21 protein-coding genes and 2 pseudogenes are annotated in these 20,575 nt (G+C 57.6%); 5 read left to right on the top strand and 18 right to left on the bottom strand.

The genetic code is table 11. From position 1 onward, the window contains the following. Positions 1 to 526: 526 nt before the first annotated feature. Positions 527 to 1,312 (top strand): hypothetical protein, encoded by a 786-nt coding sequence (locus NP511_RS21450; RefSeq protein WP_004595480.1) that lies wholly within the window; start codon positions 527 to 529, stop codon positions 1,310 to 1,312. 43 nt (positions 1,313 to 1,355) lie between these two features. Here the strand turns inward: NP511_RS21450 and NP511_RS21445 are convergent, their stop codons facing one another. Further along, positions 1,356 to 1,802: a hypothetical protein gene (locus NP511_RS21445; protein ID WP_049967115.1), complete on the bottom strand. Its 447-nt coding sequence runs from the start codon at positions 1,800 to 1,802 to the stop codon at positions 1,356 to 1,358. Between the two features lie 134 nt (positions 1,803 to 1,936). Between NP511_RS21445 and NP511_RS21440 the strand changes: the two genes are divergently transcribed. Next, positions 1,937 to 3,301 carry a restriction endonuclease gene (locus tag NP511_RS21440; protein ID WP_049967116.1) on the top strand — a complete coding sequence of 455 codons (1,365 nt, stop codon included), beginning with the start codon at positions 1,937 to 1,939 and terminating at the stop codon, positions 3,299 to 3,301. Between the two features lie 36 nt (positions 3,302 to 3,337). Here NP511_RS21440 and NP511_RS21435 read toward each other — a convergent pair whose 3' ends face one another. The 11 genes and pseudogenes from NP511_RS21435 to NP511_RS21385 all read right to left on the bottom strand — a co-directional run bounded on the left by NP511_RS21435 (position 3,338) and on the right by NP511_RS21385 (position 10,343). Further along, on the bottom strand, positions 3,338 to 4,288 hold the full coding sequence (locus NP511_RS21435) for a winged helix DNA-binding protein (RefSeq protein WP_049967117.1): 951 nt from the start codon (positions 4,286 to 4,288) through the stop codon (positions 3,338 to 3,340). A 44-nt stretch (positions 4,289 to 4,332) separates the two neighbouring features. Beyond that, on the bottom strand, positions 4,333 to 4,917 hold the full coding sequence (locus NP511_RS21430; protein ID WP_049967118.1) for a hypothetical protein: 585 nt from the start codon (positions 4,915 to 4,917) through the stop codon (positions 4,333 to 4,335). 82 nt (positions 4,918 to 4,999) lie between these two features. Beyond that, complete coding sequence (locus tag NP511_RS21425) at positions 5,000 to 5,395, bottom strand: DUF7567 family protein (protein WP_049967119.1); 396 nt, start codon at positions 5,393 to 5,395, stop codon at positions 5,000 to 5,002. Between the two features lie 72 nt (positions 5,396 to 5,467). Continuing rightward, positions 5,468 to 5,833 carry a DUF7568 family protein gene (locus NP511_RS21420; protein WP_084158365.1) on the bottom strand — a complete coding sequence of 122 codons (366 nt, stop codon included), beginning with the start codon at positions 5,831 to 5,833 and terminating at the stop codon, positions 5,468 to 5,470. Between the two features lie 6 nt (positions 5,834 to 5,839). Further along, a pseudogene (locus tag NP511_RS21415) lies at positions 5,840 to 6,339 on the bottom strand (DUF7995 family protein). Between the two features lie 108 nt (positions 6,340 to 6,447). Further along, positions 6,448 to 6,870, bottom strand: a complete 423-nt coding sequence (locus tag NP511_RS21410) for a DUF8025 family protein (protein WP_049967120.1) — start codon at positions 6,868 to 6,870, stop codon at positions 6,448 to 6,450. 74 nt (positions 6,871 to 6,944) lie between these two features. Then, entirely contained in the window at positions 6,945 to 7,607 is a 663-nt protein-coding gene (locus tag NP511_RS21405) for a DUF6735 family protein (RefSeq protein WP_049967121.1), read from the bottom strand. A 74-nt stretch (positions 7,608 to 7,681) separates the two neighbouring features. Next, positions 7,682 to 8,059, bottom strand: a pseudogene (locus NP511_RS21400) (hypothetical protein); the annotation flags it as partial. Positions 8,060 to 8,150: 91 nt separating this feature from the next. After that, on the bottom strand, positions 8,151 to 8,339 hold the full coding sequence (locus NP511_RS21395; RefSeq protein ID WP_049967164.1) for a DUF8012 family protein: 189 nt from the start codon (positions 8,337 to 8,339) through the stop codon (positions 8,151 to 8,153). Positions 8,340 to 8,477: 138 nt separating this feature from the next. Continuing rightward, the gene (locus NP511_RS21390; RefSeq protein ID WP_084158367.1) at positions 8,478 to 9,356 is read right to left on the bottom strand and encodes a biosurfactant protein 1; all 879 of its coding nucleotides are present in this window, start codon (positions 9,354 to 9,356) and stop codon (positions 8,478 to 8,480) included. Between the two features lie 93 nt (positions 9,357 to 9,449). Further along, positions 9,450 to 10,343: a transcription initiation factor IIB gene (locus tag NP511_RS21385; protein WP_049967123.1), complete on the bottom strand. Its 894-nt coding sequence runs from the start codon at positions 10,341 to 10,343 to the stop codon at positions 9,450 to 9,452. A 264-nt stretch (positions 10,344 to 10,607) separates the two neighbouring features. Here NP511_RS21385 and NP511_RS21380 point away from each other — a divergent pair, with 264 nt between their 5' ends. Further along, positions 10,608 to 11,591 carry a hypothetical protein gene (locus tag NP511_RS21380; RefSeq protein WP_136396948.1) on the top strand — a complete coding sequence of 328 codons (984 nt, stop codon included), beginning with the start codon at positions 10,608 to 10,610 and terminating at the stop codon, positions 11,589 to 11,591. Positions 11,592 to 11,594: 3 nt separating this feature from the next. Beyond that, on the top strand, positions 11,595 to 13,463 hold the full coding sequence (locus NP511_RS21375) for a hypothetical protein (RefSeq protein WP_136396947.1): 1,869 nt from the start codon (positions 11,595 to 11,597) through the stop codon (positions 13,461 to 13,463). Positions 13,464 to 13,656: 193 nt separating this feature from the next. On the opposite strand, the gene NP511_RS21370 is transcribed toward NP511_RS21375, so the two are convergent. Together NP511_RS21370 and NP511_RS21365 are read right to left on the bottom strand one after the other, a co-directional pair. Continuing rightward, complete coding sequence (locus NP511_RS21370) at positions 13,657 to 14,523, bottom strand: DNA-binding protein (protein WP_049967127.1); 867 nt, start codon at positions 14,521 to 14,523, stop codon at positions 13,657 to 13,659. Between the two features lie 862 nt (positions 14,524 to 15,385). Continuing rightward, the gene (locus tag NP511_RS21365; RefSeq protein WP_049967128.1) at positions 15,386 to 15,640 is read right to left on the bottom strand and encodes a HalOD1 output domain-containing protein; all 255 of its coding nucleotides are present in this window, start codon (positions 15,638 to 15,640) and stop codon (positions 15,386 to 15,388) included. A 119-nt stretch (positions 15,641 to 15,759) separates the two neighbouring features. Here NP511_RS21365 and NP511_RS21360 point away from each other — a divergent pair, with 119 nt between their 5' ends. Continuing rightward, a complete protein-coding gene (locus NP511_RS21360; RefSeq protein WP_049967129.1) occupies positions 15,760 to 16,020 on the top strand; it encodes a MarR family transcriptional regulator in 261 nt (86 codons plus the stop codon). A 2-nt stretch (positions 16,021 to 16,022) separates the two neighbouring features. Here the strand turns inward: NP511_RS21360 and NP511_RS21355 are convergent, their stop codons facing one another. From NP511_RS21355 to NP511_RS21340, 4 genes are all read right to left on the bottom strand, one after another. Then, the gene (locus tag NP511_RS21355; protein WP_049967130.1) at positions 16,023 to 16,592 is read right to left on the bottom strand and encodes a hypothetical protein; all 570 of its coding nucleotides are present in this window, start codon (positions 16,590 to 16,592) and stop codon (positions 16,023 to 16,025) included. Beyond that, positions 16,589 to 16,945 carry a lipase chaperone gene (locus tag NP511_RS21350; protein WP_049967131.1) on the bottom strand — a complete coding sequence of 119 codons (357 nt, stop codon included), beginning with the start codon at positions 16,943 to 16,945 and terminating at the stop codon, positions 16,589 to 16,591. The genes NP511_RS21355 and NP511_RS21350 overlap by 4 nt, the downstream gene beginning before the upstream one ends. A 172-nt stretch (positions 16,946 to 17,117) precedes the next feature. Continuing rightward, the gene (locus NP511_RS21345) at positions 17,118 to 18,389 is read right to left on the bottom strand and encodes an RNA-guided endonuclease InsQ/TnpB family protein (protein WP_049967132.1); all 1,272 of its coding nucleotides are present in this window, start codon (positions 18,387 to 18,389) and stop codon (positions 17,118 to 17,120) included. 426 nt (positions 18,390 to 18,815) lie between these two features. Beyond that, positions 18,816 to 20,549, bottom strand: coding sequence for a sensor histidine kinase (locus NP511_RS21340; protein ID WP_049967133.1), 1,734 nt, complete (start codon positions 20,547 to 20,549; stop codon positions 18,816 to 18,818). Positions 20,550 to 20,575 lie beyond the last annotated feature (26 nt).

Here is a 20,575-nt window from a genome sequence, read left to right as displayed (position 1 = left end):
AGCAACCGTCTCAGGAACACGAAATGGAGGCATAATCTCCCGTTTCGCATCCAACCTAATGACGTTATGCCGGGAGAGAGTGGTTCACTCATCTGAGTCGGTGGTCTCTGATTGGACTGTTTCGTGAACATTCTCCAGTTCCTCTCGGCGAGCCGACGCTCTGGTGGACGCTGATGTCGTGCTTTTTACAGAGCATTCGTTTGACTGTGAAGGTCATCTCGTCAAAATCGGCCGTCGTGATGCCGATGTCCTCCGGTGATAGCGTCTCATCAGCCGTTGATGTCTCGAAAACAGGTATCGGCCGCGATGTCGCTAGTGGGGAGCCGTCACTCGTCGCCTTCGAACCCCTTACGCGCGTAATGACGCGCGCGAATTCGTGCGTAATTGGCATCCTCAAGCGCTCTAACACCAGATTTATGGATTATGGGTGTATCTGTCATGATAGAATATCATCAGATCACTCTCGACCCAGGCTTGCCACCATGTTTAGTCGATTTCAGAGCCAGCCAGAGGAGGGTCGTTGAATATGCCGACGATCAACGCATACAAACACGATCCTGGTTACTACATCCGCGCTTGGACAACCGACCTCGGAAACATCAATTACAAGCTTCGCTCCCGGGGTAACACGATCATCGAACGCTTCGGATTGGAAGATGGTGACGAGATTTCGTGGGATACAATCCACGCTTTGAAATCGATTGGAGAAATCTACACCGAGGGATCCGGAACGCTCGGTCGCGATGACTTCGCCCCTCTTGATGGTGATACGAAAACTCTGTCAGAAGAGGAAGCGAAAAGACTGCTCGATTCAATTTTGGACGAGAAGAATCCGTCCGAGCAACGGATCAAGGAGCTCTGTGACATCTTAGACATAGAGCGTCCCGAGTCGAACATTGAGCGACTGGAGCAGGAGTTAGCATCCCGAATCGCCGGCATCACCAGTCGCGAGAGTTTCCAAACGGAGGTGACATTGAATGGTCCCGCCGATCAGGCAAGCATCTCTGTCAATATAGAGCCCTCGGAAGAATCCACAGAGCCACCTCTGGATTCCACGATCAATCTTCTGCTGTTGGGCGATACGTCCCTCGATGATCCCGGGATTGCTCGACATGATATCTATCTCTGCGAGGAACATGGTCTCGAAGGATGGTCGTTTGCTTATTCGGGTTCGTGGGAGACCCATGCGGAGATGGCACGTCAGAAGGCAGAACTCATGCCAATCGTGATTCAGTGGTTCGACGATCTGAATATTGACTACGGCATTCCGAAGGAGAGTTTCGGCGGCGCTCAACGAGATCTCCTTGGATAGCATCCGCCCACACAGCCTTCGTCGCGGTATGCTCGGCTAGCGGTTATTGGAACTCACCTTCCCGGTGTCCCAGGCCTCGTGGTCGTTCCGGGGGCTGGCGGGGAAAGGAATCCGACGGCCGACGGGCGGTGTCTGGACCGCGTCCGGCTTCTTGATTGCTCGCACTCGCGGTCCCGGTTGGTCGGGATCCGACGTACATCGGCTTTCGCGCTTGGCTCCGCTCCGTGACGACCTCCCGATGGAGCAGCGTACAGAGCTCCATGACGCTCTCGGCGAGCGCGAATGCTGCCTCTCGAGACCGGAGGTCGTGCTGGCTGAAGAGGATCGTCCCATCGGCTCGATCGACCCGGACCAGCCAGTCCGAGGATTGCTGGACGTGGCAGAGGACGGATTTCGAGAACTCGTAGGCGAACACGAAATGGTCGTCGTCTGTTCGTCGATACAACCACCAGTTGTCGGGGGCGCTCTCGCTGTTGCTCTCAGAACTCATCGGTTACCCGGGACGGATGTGTCGTCCCGCACCCCTTGCGGGACGAACAACAACAACGCTCATGTCGTCGCGACTTCGTCGCCACCGTCGGCAACGTATATAGTCATAGCAAGATACTGTCCAATTACATTCGGATGGCTGTACTGGACGACCTCTCGGGATTCGAGTTCGAGGACTTGATGGAGGACGTCTTCCGGAACCTCGGCTACGAAAACGTCCGCCAGGCCGAGCGGACGGCCGACGAGGGGCGCGACGTCATCATGGAGGAGGTCGTCGACGGCACGCGACGGGCGATCATCGTCGAGTGTAAGCACACCGGGACGGTCGGCCGGCCGGTCGTCCAGAAGCTGCACTCGGCCATCGCGACGTTCGACTTCGACGGTCCAAAGCGTGGGATGGTCGCCACCACTGGTCGATTTACGAACCCTGCCGAGGAGTACGCTGACCGGCTCCAGCGGAACGACGATCCCTATCCCATCGAGCTGATCGACGGCGAGGACCTTCGGGAGATCGCCGACGAAATCGGTCTCGATCTCTACAACGGGCGCATCGAGATCCTCTGTGACGAGACGCTCCGACCGTACGATCCGGCGGCGGATGCCGACGCACCTGTCCAGGAGGCGTTCCGCGACATCGAGAACATTGAGGCCGCGGATCTGCCGGTGCCGCACTCGCAAGTGACGTTCCGACCGGTGGTTGCGATCACCGCCGACACGAACGCTGTCTTCGAGACCTCAGTCGGTGTCATCCACCGGATCAACGATCGCACACAGTTCGTTGTCCACGCTGAGCGCGGCCATCCAAAGGTGGCCAACGACGAAGTCGCGACGCTGGTCACCGAGAATTTCCACGCGACGGTTCCCCTCGATACCGGGCAGTTTACCGAGGAATTCGACAACATCGACGAACGACGGTTCGGTCAGACTCAAACGGAGTACAAGGAGTGGGCTGTTGATCGTCTCCAGGACTACCACACGACGACGGTGACCTACACCGGCGACAATAACGTCACGTACAACAAGACGTGTGAACCGAACCTCTCGGACATCTCAGTGCAATCGATTGAGCCGGTGTATCTACCTGAGGTTCGGCAGACGACAGAGATACTGGAGTACTCGTATCCGTACGAATACTATGCTGCTGGCCCCTCACGGGTCACTCTGGAGGACGGCATCCATCGGTGCGTCCACTGCGAGACGAGCGGCGTCGACGAGACGTACACCTACTGTCCGAACTGCGGGGCGATCGCCTGCGACAGTCACATCAAGACCGAACGACTCGAAGGGAAGCCGGTCTGTACCGGCTGTGCGGTGACCGAACGGTTCGCGCTGAAGACGAAGTACTTCTACGACGAGGAGAACCGAGACACATTCCGCAAGGAGTACGCCGAGATGCCCCTCCACGAGAAGGCGATGGAGAACAAGCTGCTTGCTGGCGGGAGCGTGGTTGCGACGCTGCTGCTCGTCGTCGGACTACTCGTGATCGGCGGCATCATCTAACCCGTCGCAATTTTCCGCCAGACTGCGGGGTTGGTGTTACGAGACGCCGTATTGCTCTTTGAGCGCGATATATTCGTCCTTCTTTGGGAGGATGACTGGCAGATCATCTGTTCTGTCGAAGTCGCCCTGAAGTGGCCGATACAACGCTTTCACAGTGGGTTTCAGGTCGTACCACCGTGCGGTCTCGATGAGCGTTTCCTGATCGATATCCTCCGCCTCGATCAGCAGCATCGAATAGCTGACTCGTCGGGATCCGCTATCCAGAAGGAGCGTATGGCATACGACTTCAGCAGCCGTTAGCTCCTCACCTGGAGCATACCAGAACGGAGGCTCGCCGGCGAGGAAAAACTGTAGACTATACGCTGCAAACCGACCCAGTCCGGTCATCTCCCAGTCCGGAGCTGCTTGGAGTGCGTCCGTATCCTCAGCAGTCTGTACGCGGACGAGGGATCGGTTCGGATCGCACCACGCGATCGTGGCGCTGGGGGCGATTTCCCGGACTCGGGCCCGATGTTCGTGCTCTACAGTAGCCCGGGCGAACGCCAACAGCGGCGAGACTTCGTCATGAAGGGCGTACTTCGAATCGGATCTGGAGAGTAGTGCTCGGTGCTTGAGCGGCGATAACGCGCTGTGGACACCTTGTCGAGTGATTCCGAGCCGGTCTGCGATATCAGCGATGTAACGTGGTCTATCGAGATACCAACACACGCGGAGTGTGGCTGGGGAGAGCAGTTCCGTCCAGTCTACGTGGCTGAACTCCGACTGCAGCGTTCGATACGCTTCGGTAACTGGATGTTCCGCGATGCGGACACGACGCTGATTGCTGGACCCACGGGTTTCTGTGAGCAATCCCGCTGCGAGCAATTCGTCGAGTACGTCGTACAGATGTTCCTGTGAATATCCGGTTTCGGCCGCGAGTTCCGCCGGTGTTGCTTTACGGCCGGTACTCAGCGCGTCAAGCACGGCGAGTCCGGCCTTCGAAATCATCTGGGTCTTTCTAAACCCTAAATATATAAATACGATTTGGGATTTTACTTGACGACTGCTTCGTCCCGGACCAGTTCTGCGAGCGCGTCCTCGAGCGACCCGTGGAACTGCCAGCTCGCCTGCTCGAAGGCCTCGTCGGTCGGGCCGTCCCAGCGGGGGAACGCGGAGTGACCGCTCACTTTGACTGTCCACTCGGTCGGCTCGTCGAACGGGTTCTCCGTCGGGAGTTCGACGACGTAGAGGTACTCCTCGTCGCCGTGGATGCCGTCGGACGGATTCTCGACGCCGTGGCCCAGCAGGAACAGCGGCTGGTCCAGGTGCTCCATATTGGACGGCTCGAGGAGATCCGCTGGCTGAGCCGCGTCGATCGTTCGCTCTGGGTCGCCATCCAGGTAGAGGTCGACCGTCGAGAGCTTGTCGAGGAACACGAAGGTCGCCGCCGTGTAGCCCGGGCCACGCTCTGCGCGGGTCGCATCGAGAAGCTCTTTCAGTTGTGCGAGATCCCGGAGGACGCTCCCGGGGTACCCGTCCGAATGCCGGTACACCTGCGCGACGCGGTCGGCGCTGCCATCTGTCTCACCGGTCTGTTCGACTCGTTGGACGAATCGGAGTTGGCTCCGTGTCGACATCGGTACTCGCCGGCGCGTGTGCGCCGGCACCCATCGCCGGCGCTGAAACAACACCACACAGTCGTAGCGGGATTGCAATCCGCTACGCGAGATGTGACACCTCGTCTGGTTCCTCCACGTCGTCGAATTCACCACGCTCGACCGGCTCCCAATCCTCCCCAGGTGCTGGACTCCACCAGTCGATCTCATAGGCACCCGGTGCACCGAGGATTTTTGCCCGTGCCGAGCCGTCAGGCAGGTCGCGACGGAGCTTCTCGTCGACGTGAAGGTTCCACGTCGAGTCGGTGTCGAAGCACGCGAGCACAGCCTCCTCGTAGCCACGGTTTTCTCGGGACTCTCGGAGGACGACCTGCGTGTTACAGTTCTTGCAGAACACTCCCTCGAAGGGAATGTGGGTGAACACTTCCTGCCCGCAGACGGGGCACCAGAGGAACTCGAACAGTGCCTCGCTGTGTCGGTCGAGTACTTCGAGACTCATTGTTGGACCGACCCGGTTCGACCGGGTCACTCTCTCCGCCCCGGCCGAAAAACACCCTGCGTGTGTACGTTCTCAGCGTTCAGGGCCGTAGACGATGCGCGAGAGGGCTTCGTACCCACAGTCCGGACAGTCGTACCAGCGCTGTACCTTCGCTCCATCAGCTGTCTTCTCACCGACGAGGACGTCGTCGTTTGGACACTCCGGACAGTTCAGTTCGGGCGCTGGCTGCTCCCGAAGCGCATTCCGGAACGTTGTCGCCTCCTTCGTCTCGAAGCCTCGCGACCAGATCGGGTAGCCGTCGACGAGGATCCCCCCGCGCCACTTGTACCGGTATGAATCCGGAGCCCGGTGTAGAACGGCTCGCGCTCCAGTCTCGGTGTTTCGATACGCGAGTGTTGGTGTACGACTCTCCCGGGACCATTTTGTGATTCTGGGCATTGTCAATCAGAAGTGGACGTCTGCGGGGACAATCCAGAGTGTCTGGCTGTCTTCCTCTTCCTCGAGGACACGATCGAGCTGATCGCGATGGCGAATCCCCATCGCGTGCTGGTCGTACATCGGGACTGATGGTCCCTCGTAGGCGCCGACCTGATGGAACGCGTGTCGGGCGAGATCTTCATCACGCATAATCTCCTCGTCGCTGAGCTCGTCGAGCGCCTCTTTCACGCGGTCGAGATTCCGCTGGAACTCTTCTTTGTGGCGTTCCAGGCTCGGTCAAGCAGTTCACCGCCCTCCTCTGAATTGATGGGTGCTGCCGTCGGTAGGTCTCCCCAGCGAGCCTTCCCGGCGACCGTCGTATCCTCTTCGTCGAAGGTGCAGTAGTAGTCAAACACGGCGCAGCCGTGGGGATTCGCCCCGACGAGACGGTCGAAGACCGCTTTACCCTCGACTAAGGCGTCGTGCTGTGTCGGTGCCTCGACCAACGCGTAGATGACCATATGCATCTTTGTTCACCTCGGAGCGCCGACTCACCGGGCACTGCTCGGCTTTGTCTGCTCGGTGCGCCGGCACCCATCGCCGGCGCTCGAAAAACTCGCTACGAGAGACCGGGTTCAGGAGTCGCGTGTCCGCTCGACGGTGATCGTCAGATTGCCCGACTCGTAGTCGGCCTCGAAGTCGACGCTGAACGCGTCGGAGTCGTAGGCGGCGTGGTAGGCACGGTGCAGTTCGAGCGATCCGGTCGCCTTGAAGTGGAAGAACGCAGCTGAGGTGTAGGGCTTGCTCTGGGTTTCGACCTGCGTCTCGACAGAGGCCGGGAGCGCGATTTGTGGTGTGTCCGTGTCGATACTCGCAGCGAACGCCTTCGCTTCCTCGACGGTCGCCTGCGAATGTGCGGGCGTCTCGCCGGTGAGCACGTTCACCGGCGTCTCGGTGTCGTCGGTGAACAGGACATCGTGGAAGGTGCGCGTCCCGAGGACTGCGTCGGGACCGAACTCGCAATCGTGGAATGGGTCGTCGTCTGGTTTCTCGGGCATCCAATCACGAGCCTACGGTGGGGCTCAGTCCTTTCTGCCCCAGAAAAACACCATCTGCTTCGACGCAGATCGGCCTACGAGCGGCTGAGTGTCGCGTCCGGGGACGGTGCTTCTCCGCTCGGGATGCGCAACTCCTGCCGCTTCCCGACCCACTCGCCGAGTTTCTGCTTGAGGTACTGGCGAGCAGTCGACTGGGTGAACACACCCTTGTCGACCATATCGCCGACGACGTCCTTCAGCGCCCGGAACTGCCCCTTCAGATGGCCGTCGCCGACCGGCTCGCCGTCGTGCCACCGAACGGTCGCGAGCGCCCCGTTCCCGACCGTCTCACCGTGGTCGATTGTCTCCGAATCGTACTGCAGGCCGAACCACAGCGTCCGGTAGGCGGTCACCTCGAACGTCGGCGACACCACGAAGAACGCCTCGTGGTGGAGGTAGTCGAGGTGGTCAGCAACGATCTCGTCGAGGGTGAGCCCGGTGGCGCGGGGCTTCGGCTCGACAACCGTCGACGGTTGGTCTTCGCCGGCGAGGTAGCCGTCGACGGCTTCTGCCTCGAGGCCATCGGCCAGTTCCGCCAGCAGCTGTTTCGGCCACTTGGAATCGGTATCGTCGCCACCGAACGGCGACTCAGCCGAGATTCGGTGCTTGAGATTCAGGTTTGCAGCACCCCAATGAGAGTAGTGGAGCGTGTACTGTCCGTCTGTCCGTTCGTACGCAACAAGTGCGCGGTGACCCATCTGAACAATCACCTCGCAGGGCGCCCCACGACTGGATCGCCCCGCCCCCCCCCTCCCGGGGGATGAACAACTCTATCGTCGATCGGCTCGGGGGAACTGAGGTCCGCGTGGAGGACTTCGCCGTCGCGAACGACGTACCGCTTCGCCAGCACGGGGAAGCGACACTTAGTGAACCCCGCTGTCTGGATGTCGAGTTCCTCGTCAACTTCGAGGTGGTCGGCAAGTTCTCGCAAGAATTCGTGGGTCACGATGCCGCCCTCGTAGTCCGGCAGGCCTTTCTCCCGCGCCTCGTACACCTCGAAGTCGTCGTATCCCCAGATGGTGAGCTCTCCGTCTTCGGTCACCTCCCAGTCGAGCGTCCCGAAGCAGTAGCTCTCACAGAGCTCGCGGACTGCCTGCGGATCCGATACGATCGCGCCGGTCGACGTCGTCGCAGCTTGTAGTGTCGCCATGTCTGGACCTCACGGGGTCGCCCCCGCACCTCTGTCGGGGGCGATAAACCGACGCGAGAGGTGCCTCCCGAGGCGTGGCCGGCGACGCCAGTTAGGAATCTGCGTGGTCGTCCGCTCCGGTTCCGTCGCCCGGCCGCGTGAGAAGGCTCACCTCCTTCAGGAGGTCTCTCGCGGTCTCGACTCGCTCTCGATCCGCGTCGTCCAATCGTTCGACATCGAGTCGGTTGAGATTGCTGAGTATACGATGCATCCGGTACCCTTGTTTGAACTCTTGCTCCATCGGAAGCGCCTCACCGCTCGCCGGCGCGGAAAGACTCCCCATCGAGACTGGCGTCGGGGTTACAGGAGTTCGCGGCCTTAACCAACGAACCTCGACGGTACTCGCAGGGTGTTGGTTAATCGACGCCCAGCACTGGCGCTACTCGAGACTGGGGCCGTAGCGAGCTGAGCCACACACCCGGCACTCCCAGATCGGTTGCCCCGTCCACGCCGCATCCGGGACCGACTCGTGGGTCTTGAACCGATGGTCGGTCGCCCGTCCACAGGTTTGACAGTCGAGTTCCTGAGTCGTCGGTACCGACGACTCTTGCCGATCAGCTGCAGCTTCGCCAGTAGATTCGGTCAGCGCCATCGCTGGAACCAGCCACACCGCGTCGACGGCGTCGTCGAGGACTGCGTCGAGACGCGACGCGTCGCGGATGCTGTCCCCACGCTGGTCGTAGAGCCGCGTCGGGCCCTGCTCCTGACCTGACGCTCTTTGCCCGTACCACCCAGTCCGGTCACGGGCGGCACTGAGAAGCTGCTCTCCCTCCTCTGACGACAGCTGTACCGCGTCGGGGAGTGAGGGCCATTGCTCGGCCAGCTGGCGCGCCGGCGCTTCGTCGAGATCGTAGATGAGCGTGTAGTCGTCGACGGCCGGCTCCGCCTCGTTGGCAGAGAGGAGGTTCGCCGCGGCGCCGCCCTTCGCGACGGCGCCGTAGAACGTGGTCGATTCGACGACCAGGTGGACGATGCCGAGGAACGTCGTCGACGCTGCCTCGTTCGTGCTAGTGGCGTCACCTCCGAGATGGTTAGAGAGACAGAACCGGCATTTCGTCTGGCCGTCTGGGACTGACGCCCCACAGGACCGGCACTCGCCATCGGCGGCCGTCGGCGCATCAGGGTAGCCACCAGCGCTCGTCGCGACGCGTTGCCGCCGGGGGGCACCCTCACACCCGTCGTCCAGCCTCGTGTCCGGAATATGGGACGCCTCGCCGGTCGGCCGCAGTTCCTCAAAGTCGGAGTAACGACCGTTCATAGAGCAGTCTACAGAGAACATGGCTCGTCTTCGTGTTTAAATCGTAGCGTGGATAGAACGATTGCAGTACAGACGGAGAGACAGTGATCTGTCTCAGGCGACCTGTTCCTCCAACGTATTCCGGTGTGCCCGGACGGTCGCCTTCGAGGCGTTCGCCACGTCCGCGGCCTCGGATTGCGTCAACCATCGCCCCTCTTCGAGACCGGCCTTGTAGAGGCAGGCCGCTGCGAACCCGGCCGGATGGACGCCCATCGTGACGCCGAGCTCCTCGGCCTGCTCTGCGAGCGTTCGGGCCCGCTGTCGGATCTCGTCCGGACACTCGAGGTCTGAGGCGAGTCGCGGCACGAACATACTGGGGGAGACGGGCTCAGCGGGGAGGCTAAGCTCTTTGTTCAGCGTTTTGTACGCGTTCGTGACCCGTGACTCCGCGACGCGGGCCATCTCGCTGATGTCGTCTACTAACCGCGAGAGGCCGTTGCACCGGCAGGCTCCGTAGACGCTGGCCGCGGCGATGGCCTCGATGGATCTGCCACGAAGCAGATCCTCGTTCTGGGCGCTTCGGAAGAGCTCGAGCGCACTCGCCAACCGACGCACCTCGCCCAACCCGTGTGCGAGATTCCGTTCCGCTTTCGAACGCCAGCGACCACGGGTCTGCTCACGGCGCATCCGCACGAGTCGCCGCCGCTTCTGCCCAGAGATCTCGTTCCCATTCGCGTCGATGCCGCGACCGATTTCCGTCGACAGGCCGCGATCATGGCGAGCCGCAGTGAGTGGGGCGCCCGTTCTTTCGGACTCCTCGTTGTCGTACGCCCGCCACTCCGGCCCGTGATCGATGCGCTGTTCGTCGATGACCAGGCCACAGTCCTCGCAGACCGTTTCGACCGCGTTCGTGGTGACCCGGCCGTCGCACTCGGGACACTGGTTGGTGTTCGAGTCCGTCTGGACGTCCTCGTCGAATCCGCTCTCGTAGATGTCTCTCGTTGCCATCGTTCTTACCGTGTTTCGGGAACTCGCCAGTACAGCGAGCCCCTCACCCATTGAGGGGTTAACAGACTCAGAACGAACGATACCCCTTCTATGATACCTACGACTTAGTGGTCAGGAAAGTCATATAATGAATATGCCATTAATCAAGTAGCTAATAACCCGTTTTCTGTCTTCAGCATAACCGGTTTTATATTGGTAGCGCAAAATGGTTGATTCGAGAATATTATGACCACAGTCCGTTCAATTTGCCTAATTGGCTGTGAGATGTCCGAAGACGGTTCGGACCCAGAATTCGATGTTTTAGGAACTTTGCTGGAAGGGGATCTAGAAGAGGGCGAAGACGAATCTGAAGTACATCAGACCTGTCGTAGACTTATAGAGGATGTGTGGCACAAAAAATATGAAAGAGAGGATATTGCTAACGCTAGAAATCACCAATGGACAGAGAGTGCATATGAGGCTATAGATATCGATTCTTCTGATAGTACCCCGATAGGCCTTCTTGAGGAACTGAGAGGAGGGACAGACTTTGAGAATAATTCTCGGAAGCTCACGGAACTATTTCTTCAACAGGTCAATCAGGTCCCTAATGAGATCGCAGTCTTGGATTTGCTTATATTTGGCCGGTTCAGTAGAGGGAATGACGATTTTGTAACAATAATTAAAACTCCGTATATAGACGATGCGTATAATATCAATCCAGATGCTGAGGATATCCTCACTGAAAACGAACAAGTAATTCGGGAACAGACCGATAAGAGTCTTCTCTACCCTCGTCATGACGGTGTAGATGAAGCAATTGATGATTCAAAAGTTCAAGTATTCCAAAAACGGGGTAGTTCTAACTGGGCTAATTACTGGTACGAGTTTATCGATCTTGAAGAGAATGAATACCCTGACGAACTTGTTGAAACTACATTCAAAGAGCGGGCAGCTGAAGGCGAGAGTGATGCTGTGTTTTCATCATATAGTGAGTTTGATGGAACTGATCTCGATGAAGAGTTCGATACAGATGGAGATCTCCATAGTGGCGATATTGCGATCCAATTTGCCGGTGAGAGACTGAAAATATCTATCGAGAAGGTGAAGACAGACGATCGGATTCAGTTAGCCAGATCGGATGATGGGGAAGAATACTATCTAATTCTCAAAGATTCTGACCCTGAATTCCCAGTTGGTCCATCAGGCTCAACAAATCCGCTGTTCGAGGACATAAGTGATTTGCCTGTAATTCAGGATCTGTTTTGAATTATGGTTGCTGACGAGGTTTCCGCTGTGAGGTCCTTAGTCGATTTCTTTCCTGAAGCAAACGAAGATCTGGATAGAATCAAACTCAGCGGCCAATATTCCGAGGTTGAATCCTCTCTTGACGAAATATTGGAATATGTTTCTGAATATAGTCATATTTTGACTTCATTTGAAATCGAAGAAAGAAACGGACCTCGAATATTTTTCGAATTGTCTGGTGCTACGATTCGGAACGTCGGTTTAGACGATCTTGACGAAGAAGAAACAAATTATGATGATATCGAGCTATCTAGATTCCAACGCCGTCGGCAAGAGGGTGACTGGGAATCAGCGGGAACACACCTCACCTCAATATGTTCTGGTATCGCTGATTCAGTTGAACTTGTAGTTACAGCTACGGTCAACAAACCTCAGGTAGTCACCAGTATAGAGACTGCAGCTTCCTCGATCTTCGCTGGTATCGAAACTAATCCGCATTTTTGGCTTTCTGAGGGGAGTTTTTCACAATGGGCTGAAGATAAACATCCCAGCCGAATTGGCGAGGTAATGTTTGACGCAAATCGGCTCCCAATACTGTTTTTTGATGATCAATCTGAACTGACTGTTGACCAAACTGTTATAGCTGGTCTCGACACCTTGGGGCAACTTGATTCTGATACTCTGCAGCAGGCGTTAGTTGAGTATCGTGCTTCACAAGACTCTGTTAGAGAATATGTGAGCTGGGGTGAAGATATAACTCCAGTACATCCGGAACCTATCAATACACTCTATAATCACTGTTCATCGGGCCTCCCGTCCCATTTCATCGTCTATTACAATCTTGGCTTGTTCTGTAGATCTGTAGCATGTGTGGATGACATCACGAAATTTAGTATTGAACTGAACCCTGAACTAGAAATTCGATTGGAAGACGGACAATTCCATGAGGGGTTTAACGATAACATCACATCCGGTTTGGTTGAACTCTACAACAACTTTTCATCTGAAAGTACTGAGCCATCTTTCCGCAGTCTATGGCAGAGAGCGCTGGCTGAAACTATTGCTGGAAGAGAGGAGGAAATTGAGAGTGAACTGGATAAGCTATACCTCATCGTTGAGTCCCGGAATGAAATTACTGAGACACTTGATCGTCTCAAGAGGCAGGTAATAAAAGAGGATTTCCAGGGCCTCAGCGACGCGCTTGATGAAACCCAGGCCCTTATGGCAGATATTACGAGTCGGCTATCGGATGCCGCTACTGAAAGCTCCCGTAGAATTCAGGGGTTAGGATTCACGCTACTGGGGGCCATTATCGCCAACATCTTTCTGGTGCTTCGATGGAGTGAAAATCGGCTTGTTATCCCTTTTACAACATTCGTCACGATTCTCATTCTCACATTCTATCTGCCGTTGATCCAGGGGCAGATCGATGATTTGGATCGAGTAATCAGAGAATCCCAGAATGATTTCATTCTATACAGGGATCGCATTCGACAGTTCAATCAGGACCTCTTCGAATTCTCCCAATTAGAGTCTCGTATTAATAGCTATCAGGGGATTGCAGAGAAACAACGGGATAGAGCGCAGAATTGGATTGATCTTTCATTCTATGTTCTTCTGAGTCTCTGGATGGTTTTAGCGACAATTTCAGCGGTTGTTTTCTCTATAGGTAGCTTACACTTCCTTTCGATTATTGTATCTGTGCTGGTTTTTGCTGCGCTGGTGCTACCATTTGATTATTCGCCAGTGGGAAACGATTACTTTGAACGAACTGCAGTTATTGTAGCGATCGTAATTGGAATCGCCTTAATTTGTATTAGTATTTGGATAAGCCAGAATCCAGATGCCTATAGCTGGTTTAGCTCACTTCCCCGGTTCCAATCAGGTAATTAGCATCTGCTCTCTTTTTGTGTTATAAAAAAGATCTTCCACCTACCATCGGGAGACCCGCCTAACGATATGTCTCTCTAAGCTGGACACAAGGTCGTGGCTGCCGGCCGACCGACGGGAGGCCGGCAGCGGAGGGTGGGGCGGTGGGGTCAGGGTCGGTCCGGCACACACCAAAAAAGAAGGGCGACGCGCTCGCCTACTCTTCCCACCACCGACCGCGCTCTGGGAATTCGATCCTGCTCCAGCCCGTGATAGCGATGCTGCACCGACCCTGGTACCAGTTCTTCTTGACGGCCCGGAACCGGACCGTCTCACCTTCGCTCACGACCGTCTTCCGAGAGGCCTCCCAGATGGTGAACTTGATCTTCCCGCTATCGTCCTCGATCAACCCGACCTGAGAAATCGACGTGTCACTCGGATCCCAGAGTTGCGTGATTTCACCTTCGACCGTCACCTCACCGACTGGGACGTCCGGCACGTCCGCGATGGGCACGATCGCCCCCGGCGCCGCCTTCAGTTCTTCGAGGGTTTCCAGCACCGCCTTCGTGACGTCCCGCCCGCGCTGCACCTTCTCAGCCAGCTGCTTCGCGACGACCGCTCTCGACCAGCCGCCCTGCACTTCGTCGCTGATCCGCATCGCCTGCTCGTTGACCGCCGCGAGTTCCTCTTGCGGCAGCTTCTCTCGGGGATCCGTGCGCTCCGCCGGCGCCGGCTCGTCACGGCCACACTGCTCCCTGACGACCTCTCGCGTGCGCTGCTCGCGACCGTCCTGCGTTCCCAGCTCGGCCTGGGCACTGATGTGCTCCAGTTCGGCTTCCCGCGCCCGAATGCGCTCTTCCTGTTCGAGGGTGACACCGTGAATCCGCTCCTTGCTCGTGTCTGCAATCCCATCCGGGTGGTTCGCATCGACCTTGGCCTGCGTCTCCTGCTCGACTGCCGCCTCGAACTCTGGCGTCTCGTCGACGACCGGGAAGCCGTCTTCATCGACCGCCTGCTCGTCCGCTTTTTCGAATGCCTGTTCATCCACCGTAACGACCTTGCTACTAGAGCTGTTACTTGACATTGGTCTCACCAAAGACCGAAGGCGCTCACGCGCCGACACCGCGATGCTCCTACATCGCGGTTTTCCGACGACAACGACCGACAGAACCATCTGCGCGCTCTCGCTCGCGCCTTCGCGAGCGCCCTACCGGGCGCGAGCGAGAGCGCGCCTGCATGAGGTGGTCCCAACCAGCACCGCGCGCCGACCCGCCCGGAGCGAGCGGCCAGCGGGATATGCCCGCTCGTGTCCGGCCCGGACTGCGGGTCCGTGTCCAGCGCGACTGTCGCCGAGAACGCGCGCCGCGGTGTGGCGCGCGACAGCGCAGGCGGCACCAAGCGCTGGAACGCGAAAGCCCGCGAGGGGCGAAACCGACGGGGATACCCGCTGGCGCCGAGGGCACATGCACTTTAGCCCGGCAGCCCGCCCGCGACTGCAGGCAGGCAGCCCGGAATGGTCGGTCGCGAGCGATGCTCCGGGCGGCAGCGACGAGCGGGGCGTGCCGGTTACGAGGGCTAACTACCGGCTACACTGTAGCCGACTAATCCTTCCACACGGGTGGGACTGAAAGGGGCTGGCGGGCTCGAGGAACCCCGACGACGCAAGCACCGCAATTCCTGAGGAGCGCAGCGAGGCGCGGGACTCGAGCCCGTCAGGGGCTTTCAAGATGTTACCTTCCAGCACTAGCCAGAAGCACAATGACCTACTGACGATCCTCGCACTCACTGAACGATCGGTTCACCACGAGAAACCTGCCTCAGAACTCAGAAACAGAGCCAGGCAACTCGCAGCTGATCGCCTCGTTAGCGACGATATCGATCTACCTGAAGTCATTGATGAACTCGAGATCAGCCAGAAGTAACCTAACGATGGGATAGATAGACTTCTACTCTAACGTGCTGGCGGAGCCATCTTGCAGAACATCGACACCAGTTGACGTCACCGCAATTCGAACGCCGGCGATGGTGACACGAACTTCGACATCGGAATTTGAACCGGTGAGCAACTGCTCGAGCGCCTCAACATCGACGTAATCGTAGAGTCGGTACTCGTCACGATCAAGGCCAGCCGCTTCGAGCGTCTCGACGAGTTCGACAACGAGATCAATCGAGGGGTCGTGCCCAGTTGGAGCGGGACTCATTAACTGGCTAACACTTCTGATTACAGGCTGTTAAAAGATTTGAAGTCAACTATAGAAGCGCATCGATCTTAGAGTTGACTTTTCGAGTATAAGATGATCGCAGCGCAAGCAGATAGAATATGCGCTTTGACGCCGACTGGATGTCTCGCGCTGATGACCGCATTCTCGAGCATCTCGCTGAAGCCGGCCCCGATACCCCGAAGGAAATGGCGGACAGCGATCGGGTTCGTTTCTCCCGCCAACACATCAATGCCCGCTGCAAGACGCTGGTCGAATACGGACTCCTCGTCCACCTCGGCAACGGCGTCTACGATATCACTCGTCAGGGTGAGCAGTATCTCACTGGCGAACTTGACGCTCGTGACCTCGAAGCTGACTGAACCTACTCTTCCAGAAGTGCGACTAACTGGGCGACGTACGGGCTGTTGTCCCAGCTCCGGTGGGGGCTGATCACGCTAAGTAGCGTTCGCGCCTCCTCGTGGGTCAGATGGCCGTTCCGGGCGTAGTCACAGATAAGTCGCGGTGTCGGGACGATACGCGGCCCCTGGAGTACAGCGTGAATCAGTGGGAAGTTCGTGCCACCAAATTCGTCGGTGAGAAAGCCGTCGACGTCGAGTGCGTTCGCGAGGACAATACAATCAGTTTCGCCGTCATCGAGGCCGAACGTCGGTCGCGCGTCCGGGGTGTCCTCGCGCGCATACGGATCTTCGACCGTGTAGTGGCCACGGGCCGCGAGGACGTTACTCGCGGCTGCGGCGTGGATGTCCTGATACTGCGTGATGTCGCGGAGTTCTGCGACGACTTCCGGAGAGACGACCACGTCACAGGAGGTGAGCAGGTATTGGAACGGGTCGGGAACATCGGTACCGATGGCTGCATCCGCACGGGGCACCGCGAGACTGACGAGCGCACTCGTGTCGGCGACGACTGTTCGCAGTCGTGGACCGCTCATCGATCGTCGTCGACCGTCGTCACATCCCCTTCGTAGACGTCGACGTCATCGGGGGCAGCGAGATCGAGTGGTTCGTCCTCGAGATCCGCTTTGAGGAGGCGGAGTCGCTGGGCGGTCTCGGCGCCCACCAGTTGCTTCACCGTCTCGAACTCGAGTTGGTCGTTGTAGTACTTCGTCGCAACTAATTCCTGAAACGTCTCGCTGTCGGCAGTGTCTTCGATGTACTCTCGGATGGCATCGACGAGGAGATCCGTCCGGTCTTTGTCGAAGAGATCGGCGATGGCATCGAGCCGGTCGACGAGATACTCCGGCGACTGGAAGTGAACCCGCCGCGGATCGTCGCTTGCGCTCATTGTATGTGCAAGTTTTGCACATAGTCGGATAACGGTTTCGGCGTATGCACAGAGCTTGCACATTACGGAGAATCGAGGAGAAAGCCCCCCAGTAAGAGCGATTGCTACACCGGCGAGTTCAGCGCCCCGAAGTGAACCGCCACGGGCGCGGTGGCCCGTGGCTTCCCGTGGATTAGTCTGACACACCCGCGACACCATCGGCATGATGACCTCTGGCGGTGTCGTGGGTCACGGTCGGCTGGTCCACACAGCCCGATGCCTGCCGTCGCAACTTCCGCACAGTGGGAAGTGTCTTGAGAGCAGGCACATTCCTATCCAGTTTCTCCAATTCTTTCTTGGCGATGTTGATGGCCGCGTTCCGGTCAGCATGGTCTTGGCGGCCACACTCTACACACTTGAATCGCTTCTTGTTCCGGTTTGCACGAGTCGTATGCTCGCACGTTGTAAGTGAACACGCCTGACTCGTGTATTCAGGGTTAATCTCCTCGCTCGGGATGCCTTGGAACGCGGCTTTGTACGTGATGAACTCCCGAAGTTTGCGGAACGGAAGTGAGTGGAGGCGACGGTTCATCCGGATACCATAGTCAATCGAGTCCCGCATCTCTTTGAGGTCTTCAAAGACGATGACGGGGGTCTCAAACCGTGACACCCACTCCACGACTCGTCGAGAGACTTTGTGGAGTTGGTCGTGAACGAACCGTTCCTCCCTCTGCTCGAACGCCCGGTCAAATGACGACTTCCCAGCGTTCTGCATCCGCTTTCGCATCGTGAAGTACCGATGCCGTTCTTTCTTGATTTCAGGGAAGTCGATGATCACCGAGTCACCAATGTCGTTCTCGTAGAGGGCAGCGAGAGCAACGCAGTCCTCGTTAATATCCACACCAACCACTGTTCGTGACTCCGCTTTGTCTTGGACTTCGGTTTCGGTGTGGGTGATGTTGATGTGGAGTTCGTAGTTCCCATTCCGCTGTATCGCTTCCGCCGTTCCAACACGCCACTCATCGGATTGGATAGCTTGGCGAAGTTGTTCAAGAGAGTCGAGCGAGCCACTGAGTGTCCCCTTCACCGGGTTGTACGGTTTCGCACTGACCCGATAGCGGATGCAGTCGTCTTCGAGGAACAGGTTGTAGCCTTCCTCGTAGTTCGACCGGAGCGGGTATGCACCGTCTTTGGTGTGGCTGGGTTGGTTATAGTCGTCGTACTCGTAGTAATTCTCCATCGCTTCCAGCGATTTCTGTACGACGAGCTGAGCGGTGTTGTTCACGAGGTTGGCGTCAGACTCCAAGTCCTGCCGAATCTCATCCCAGTCCTCACCGTTCTTCGCTCGCCGGATCGTTTCGTTGTACACGCGCCGGGCTTCAAGGAAGGCGTCATCCAGAAGTCGCTGACCGTCCTCGTCGGGTTGAAGTTGGAAGACGAGTGTTTTGGTCAGCGACTTCTGCATACCCTAATCGTCGTACTGCGGTCTTGTAAAGGTATGGAGCACGGTTGATAGGTTGTCCGAGTGTCGGGCTTCACCCCCGACCACGGTGGGTCGGGGTACTCGCCCTCGCTCTTCTAGGATAGAAGTCTTCTTACACCGTGATCGCGGTACTTCCTGGATTGTCTCCACGTCGTAGTTGGTGATCGAAACGTGCTGACTTCCGATGTAGAGTTGGCACTCGAGCAACGGGACGTCGAGCACGCACTTACTCGCCTCCTCGAACGAGGCTACTTCTACGAAGTCGAGAACGAACTTCGGATCACATCCCCAGAAGAGCAGTGTTGACGGCTCTTCGAAGAGCTATCCTGCGTATCGATAGATCAACGCACTATGCCGAACTCGAGCCACTGCACTCGACTCGAGTCGATCTTCCACCTCGCCGCCCCATTATCGAAATTGGCCAGAGGAGTCGCCTTCACTCTGCTGGATATCTACCTCATACTCATCAAACACGGACTCGAATCCTTCGTCGACGATCTGCTGGACGAGTTCAGCGAACGAACTTCGATTTCCTGGTTCCTCAACGAGCGACCGATACGAACTCTCGAAGTGATGCCCGTGTGAGGGTCGATCCCGACTCGAGGTTTCGTGAGCGGCTTCGTGCAACACCACGAGATATAGATCGTGCATCCAGACTGCACGCTGGCGGCTCGTCACTGCTGAGTCGGTGATCACGATGTACGTCCTACCGTCAGTCCAGGCATCGGCACTTGCCTCGCCATAGTACACATCTCGTTCAATCCCAAGCTCCTTTGCGAGCACTCGAGCGAAGCGAAGATACCGCCGCTGATCAGCGTTCAACTGCGATTCATCCTCGATGCGATGATAGCCTGTCCAGACACCTTCTGACTCGGCTTGTTCGCCAACATCGAACGTCTCTGGCACCGTTATCGATGTGTCCTCGTCAGTAGCGAGATCACGAAGCCGTTGAGTTGCCGAATCACTTGTATCGAGGACGACGTAGCCACGCTCGACGAGTTTGTCCGCGCCTTTTTCGGCACCGTCGACCCACCCAATTTTCGGGGCCGTCTGGATCTCCTCGAGGCTGATCCGGGACTCCGTTGCCAACTGGAATAGCTTGCGATCGGCCCACTGCTCGTCCGATGACTCGGACGCCATCGCTTCGATCATCACTTCTCGACTCTCGGCAGTCAGCCGATCGTCCGAGACATCCGTATACAGGTCGTCACGTGCCTGCTCGAGTGCGTAATCGATCCGCTGCCATCGATCACAGCCGGACTGGATATCGTTTCGCGCAAAATTCAGCGTCAAGTTCCCCTTCGAGACGACGACTCCGCCGAGTCCGTACTCGCGTTTCGTCGTCACGTACAGCCCATTGCTGTAGATATCGAGTCCCTCGTGGGGTGTGTACTCGAGTGCAAGGATCGCATCCTCAGTTTCGCGTGTGAGCGACGGGTGTGGCGAGTCAGCCACTGCCTCGAGTGGATCGCCGTTGTCGACCGATTCGCCGTTGATCACGACCGAGACGCCCGTTCGAGACTGCACGTACGCGAAGCGCTTGCGAAGATCGCGAACGTAGCGCCGCCACCGGTAGCTGTCCGGGTCCGGCACTTCGTCTTCGTAGTGATCGATCTCGACGAGCATCCCCTCGAGATGATGCTCAGCATCCACGAGCTGGCCGTCACGACCGCTGACGTCTTCCCACGGCCTCGAATCGCGTCGATTGCGATAATCGAAACACAGTGCGGTGTCGTGACTCCAGATTCGAACGGCACCTTTCGCGATGATCGCACCCTTGCCGATTCCCCACTCGCCGATTGTCTCGTCGTCCGATCGTTGCTTGCTTCCCGCGCCGAGTACTGAGAGGTTACGCCGCCCTTCGGTCGACTCGAGATCGACACCAGCACCGTCATCGAAGATGATCGACCGCTCGGGTGAGATGCTGACCAGCACACGGGATGACCCAGGACTGTCGATGCCGTTTTGGACAGCTTCGCGAATCGCGTCTGTGAGATCCGCCATTTGGTCTTCGATGAGGTACGTTGCGACCCGCTCGTCAGCGGTCATCGTCACGGTCTCATCAGTCGATGGCTGACTGGCCGGCCTCGAGTCAGTTGCTTCGTTCGTGGTGAACTCCGATAACGTCGGATGATCTGTCATGGTGTCCACCCATGTGGCACCACAGA

The sequence above is a fragment of the Natrinema thermotolerans genome (genome assembly GCF_031165565.1).
GTDB lineage: Archaea > Halobacteriota > Halobacteria > Halobacteriales > Natrialbaceae > Natrinema > Natrinema thermotolerans.
This window is presented reverse-complemented; position numbering and strand designations above follow the sequence as displayed.

What these genes read in the sequence shown, in the direction of transcription:
- NP511_RS21450 (WP_004595480.1), top strand. Translation starts at nt 527, where the DNA reads ATGCCGACGATCAACGCATACAAACACGATCCTGGTTACTACATCCGC.
- NP511_RS21445 (WP_049967115.1), bottom strand. Translation starts at nt 1,802, where the DNA reads ATGAGTTCTGAGAGCAACAGCGAGAGCGCCCCCGACAACTGGTGGTTG.
- NP511_RS21440 (WP_049967116.1), top strand. Translation starts at nt 1,937, where the DNA reads ATGGCTGTACTGGACGACCTCTCGGGATTCGAGTTCGAGGACTTGATG.
- NP511_RS21435 (WP_049967117.1), bottom strand. Translation starts at nt 4,288, where the DNA reads ATGATTTCGAAGGCCGGACTCGCCGTGCTTGACGCGCTGAGTACCGGC.
- NP511_RS21430 (WP_049967118.1), bottom strand. Translation starts at nt 4,917, where the DNA reads ATGTCGACACGGAGCCAACTCCGATTCGTCCAACGAGTCGAACAGACC.
- NP511_RS21425 (WP_049967119.1), bottom strand. Translation starts at nt 5,395, where the DNA reads ATGAGTCTCGAAGTACTCGACCGACACAGCGAGGCACTGTTCGAGTTC.
- NP511_RS21420 (WP_084158365.1), bottom strand. Translation starts at nt 5,833, where the DNA reads ATGCCCAGAATCACAAAATGGTCCCGGGAGAGTCGTACACCAACACTC.
- NP511_RS21410 (WP_049967120.1), bottom strand. Translation starts at nt 6,870, where the DNA reads ATGCCCGAGAAACCAGACGACGACCCATTCCACGATTGCGAGTTCGGT.
- NP511_RS21405 (WP_049967121.1), bottom strand. Translation starts at nt 7,607, where the DNA reads ATGGGTCACCGCGCACTTGTTGCGTACGAACGGACAGACGGACAGTAC.
- NP511_RS21395 (WP_049967164.1), bottom strand. Translation starts at nt 8,339, where the DNA reads ATGGAGCAAGAGTTCAAACAAGGGTACCGGATGCATCGTATACTCAGC.
- NP511_RS21390 (WP_084158367.1), bottom strand. Translation starts at nt 9,356, where the DNA reads ATGAACGGTCGTTACTCCGACTTTGAGGAACTGCGGCCGACCGGCGAG.
- NP511_RS21385 (WP_049967123.1), bottom strand. Translation starts at nt 10,343, where the DNA reads ATGGCAACGAGAGACATCTACGAGAGCGGATTCGACGAGGACGTCCAG.
- NP511_RS21380 (WP_136396948.1), top strand. Translation starts at nt 10,608, where the DNA reads ATGTCCGAAGACGGTTCGGACCCAGAATTCGATGTTTTAGGAACTTTG.
- NP511_RS21375 (WP_136396947.1), top strand. Translation starts at nt 11,595, where the DNA reads ATGGTTGCTGACGAGGTTTCCGCTGTGAGGTCCTTAGTCGATTTCTTT.
- NP511_RS21370 (WP_049967127.1), bottom strand. Translation starts at nt 14,523, where the DNA reads ATGTCAAGTAACAGCTCTAGTAGCAAGGTCGTTACGGTGGATGAACAG.
- NP511_RS21365 (WP_049967128.1), bottom strand. Translation starts at nt 15,640, where the DNA reads ATGAGTCCCGCTCCAACTGGGCACGACCCCTCGATTGATCTCGTTGTC.
- NP511_RS21360 (WP_049967129.1), top strand. Translation starts at nt 15,760, where the DNA reads ATGCGCTTTGACGCCGACTGGATGTCTCGCGCTGATGACCGCATTCTC.
- NP511_RS21355 (WP_049967130.1), bottom strand. Translation starts at nt 16,592, where the DNA reads ATGAGCGGTCCACGACTGCGAACAGTCGTCGCCGACACGAGTGCGCTC.
- NP511_RS21350 (WP_049967131.1), bottom strand. Translation starts at nt 16,945, where the DNA reads ATGAGCGCAAGCGACGATCCGCGGCGGGTTCACTTCCAGTCGCCGGAG.
- NP511_RS21345 (WP_049967132.1), bottom strand. Translation starts at nt 18,389, where the DNA reads ATGCAGAAGTCGCTGACCAAAACACTCGTCTTCCAACTTCAACCCGAC.
- NP511_RS21340 (WP_049967133.1), bottom strand. Translation starts at nt 20,549, where the DNA reads ATGACAGATCATCCGACGTTATCGGAGTTCACCACGAACGAAGCAACT.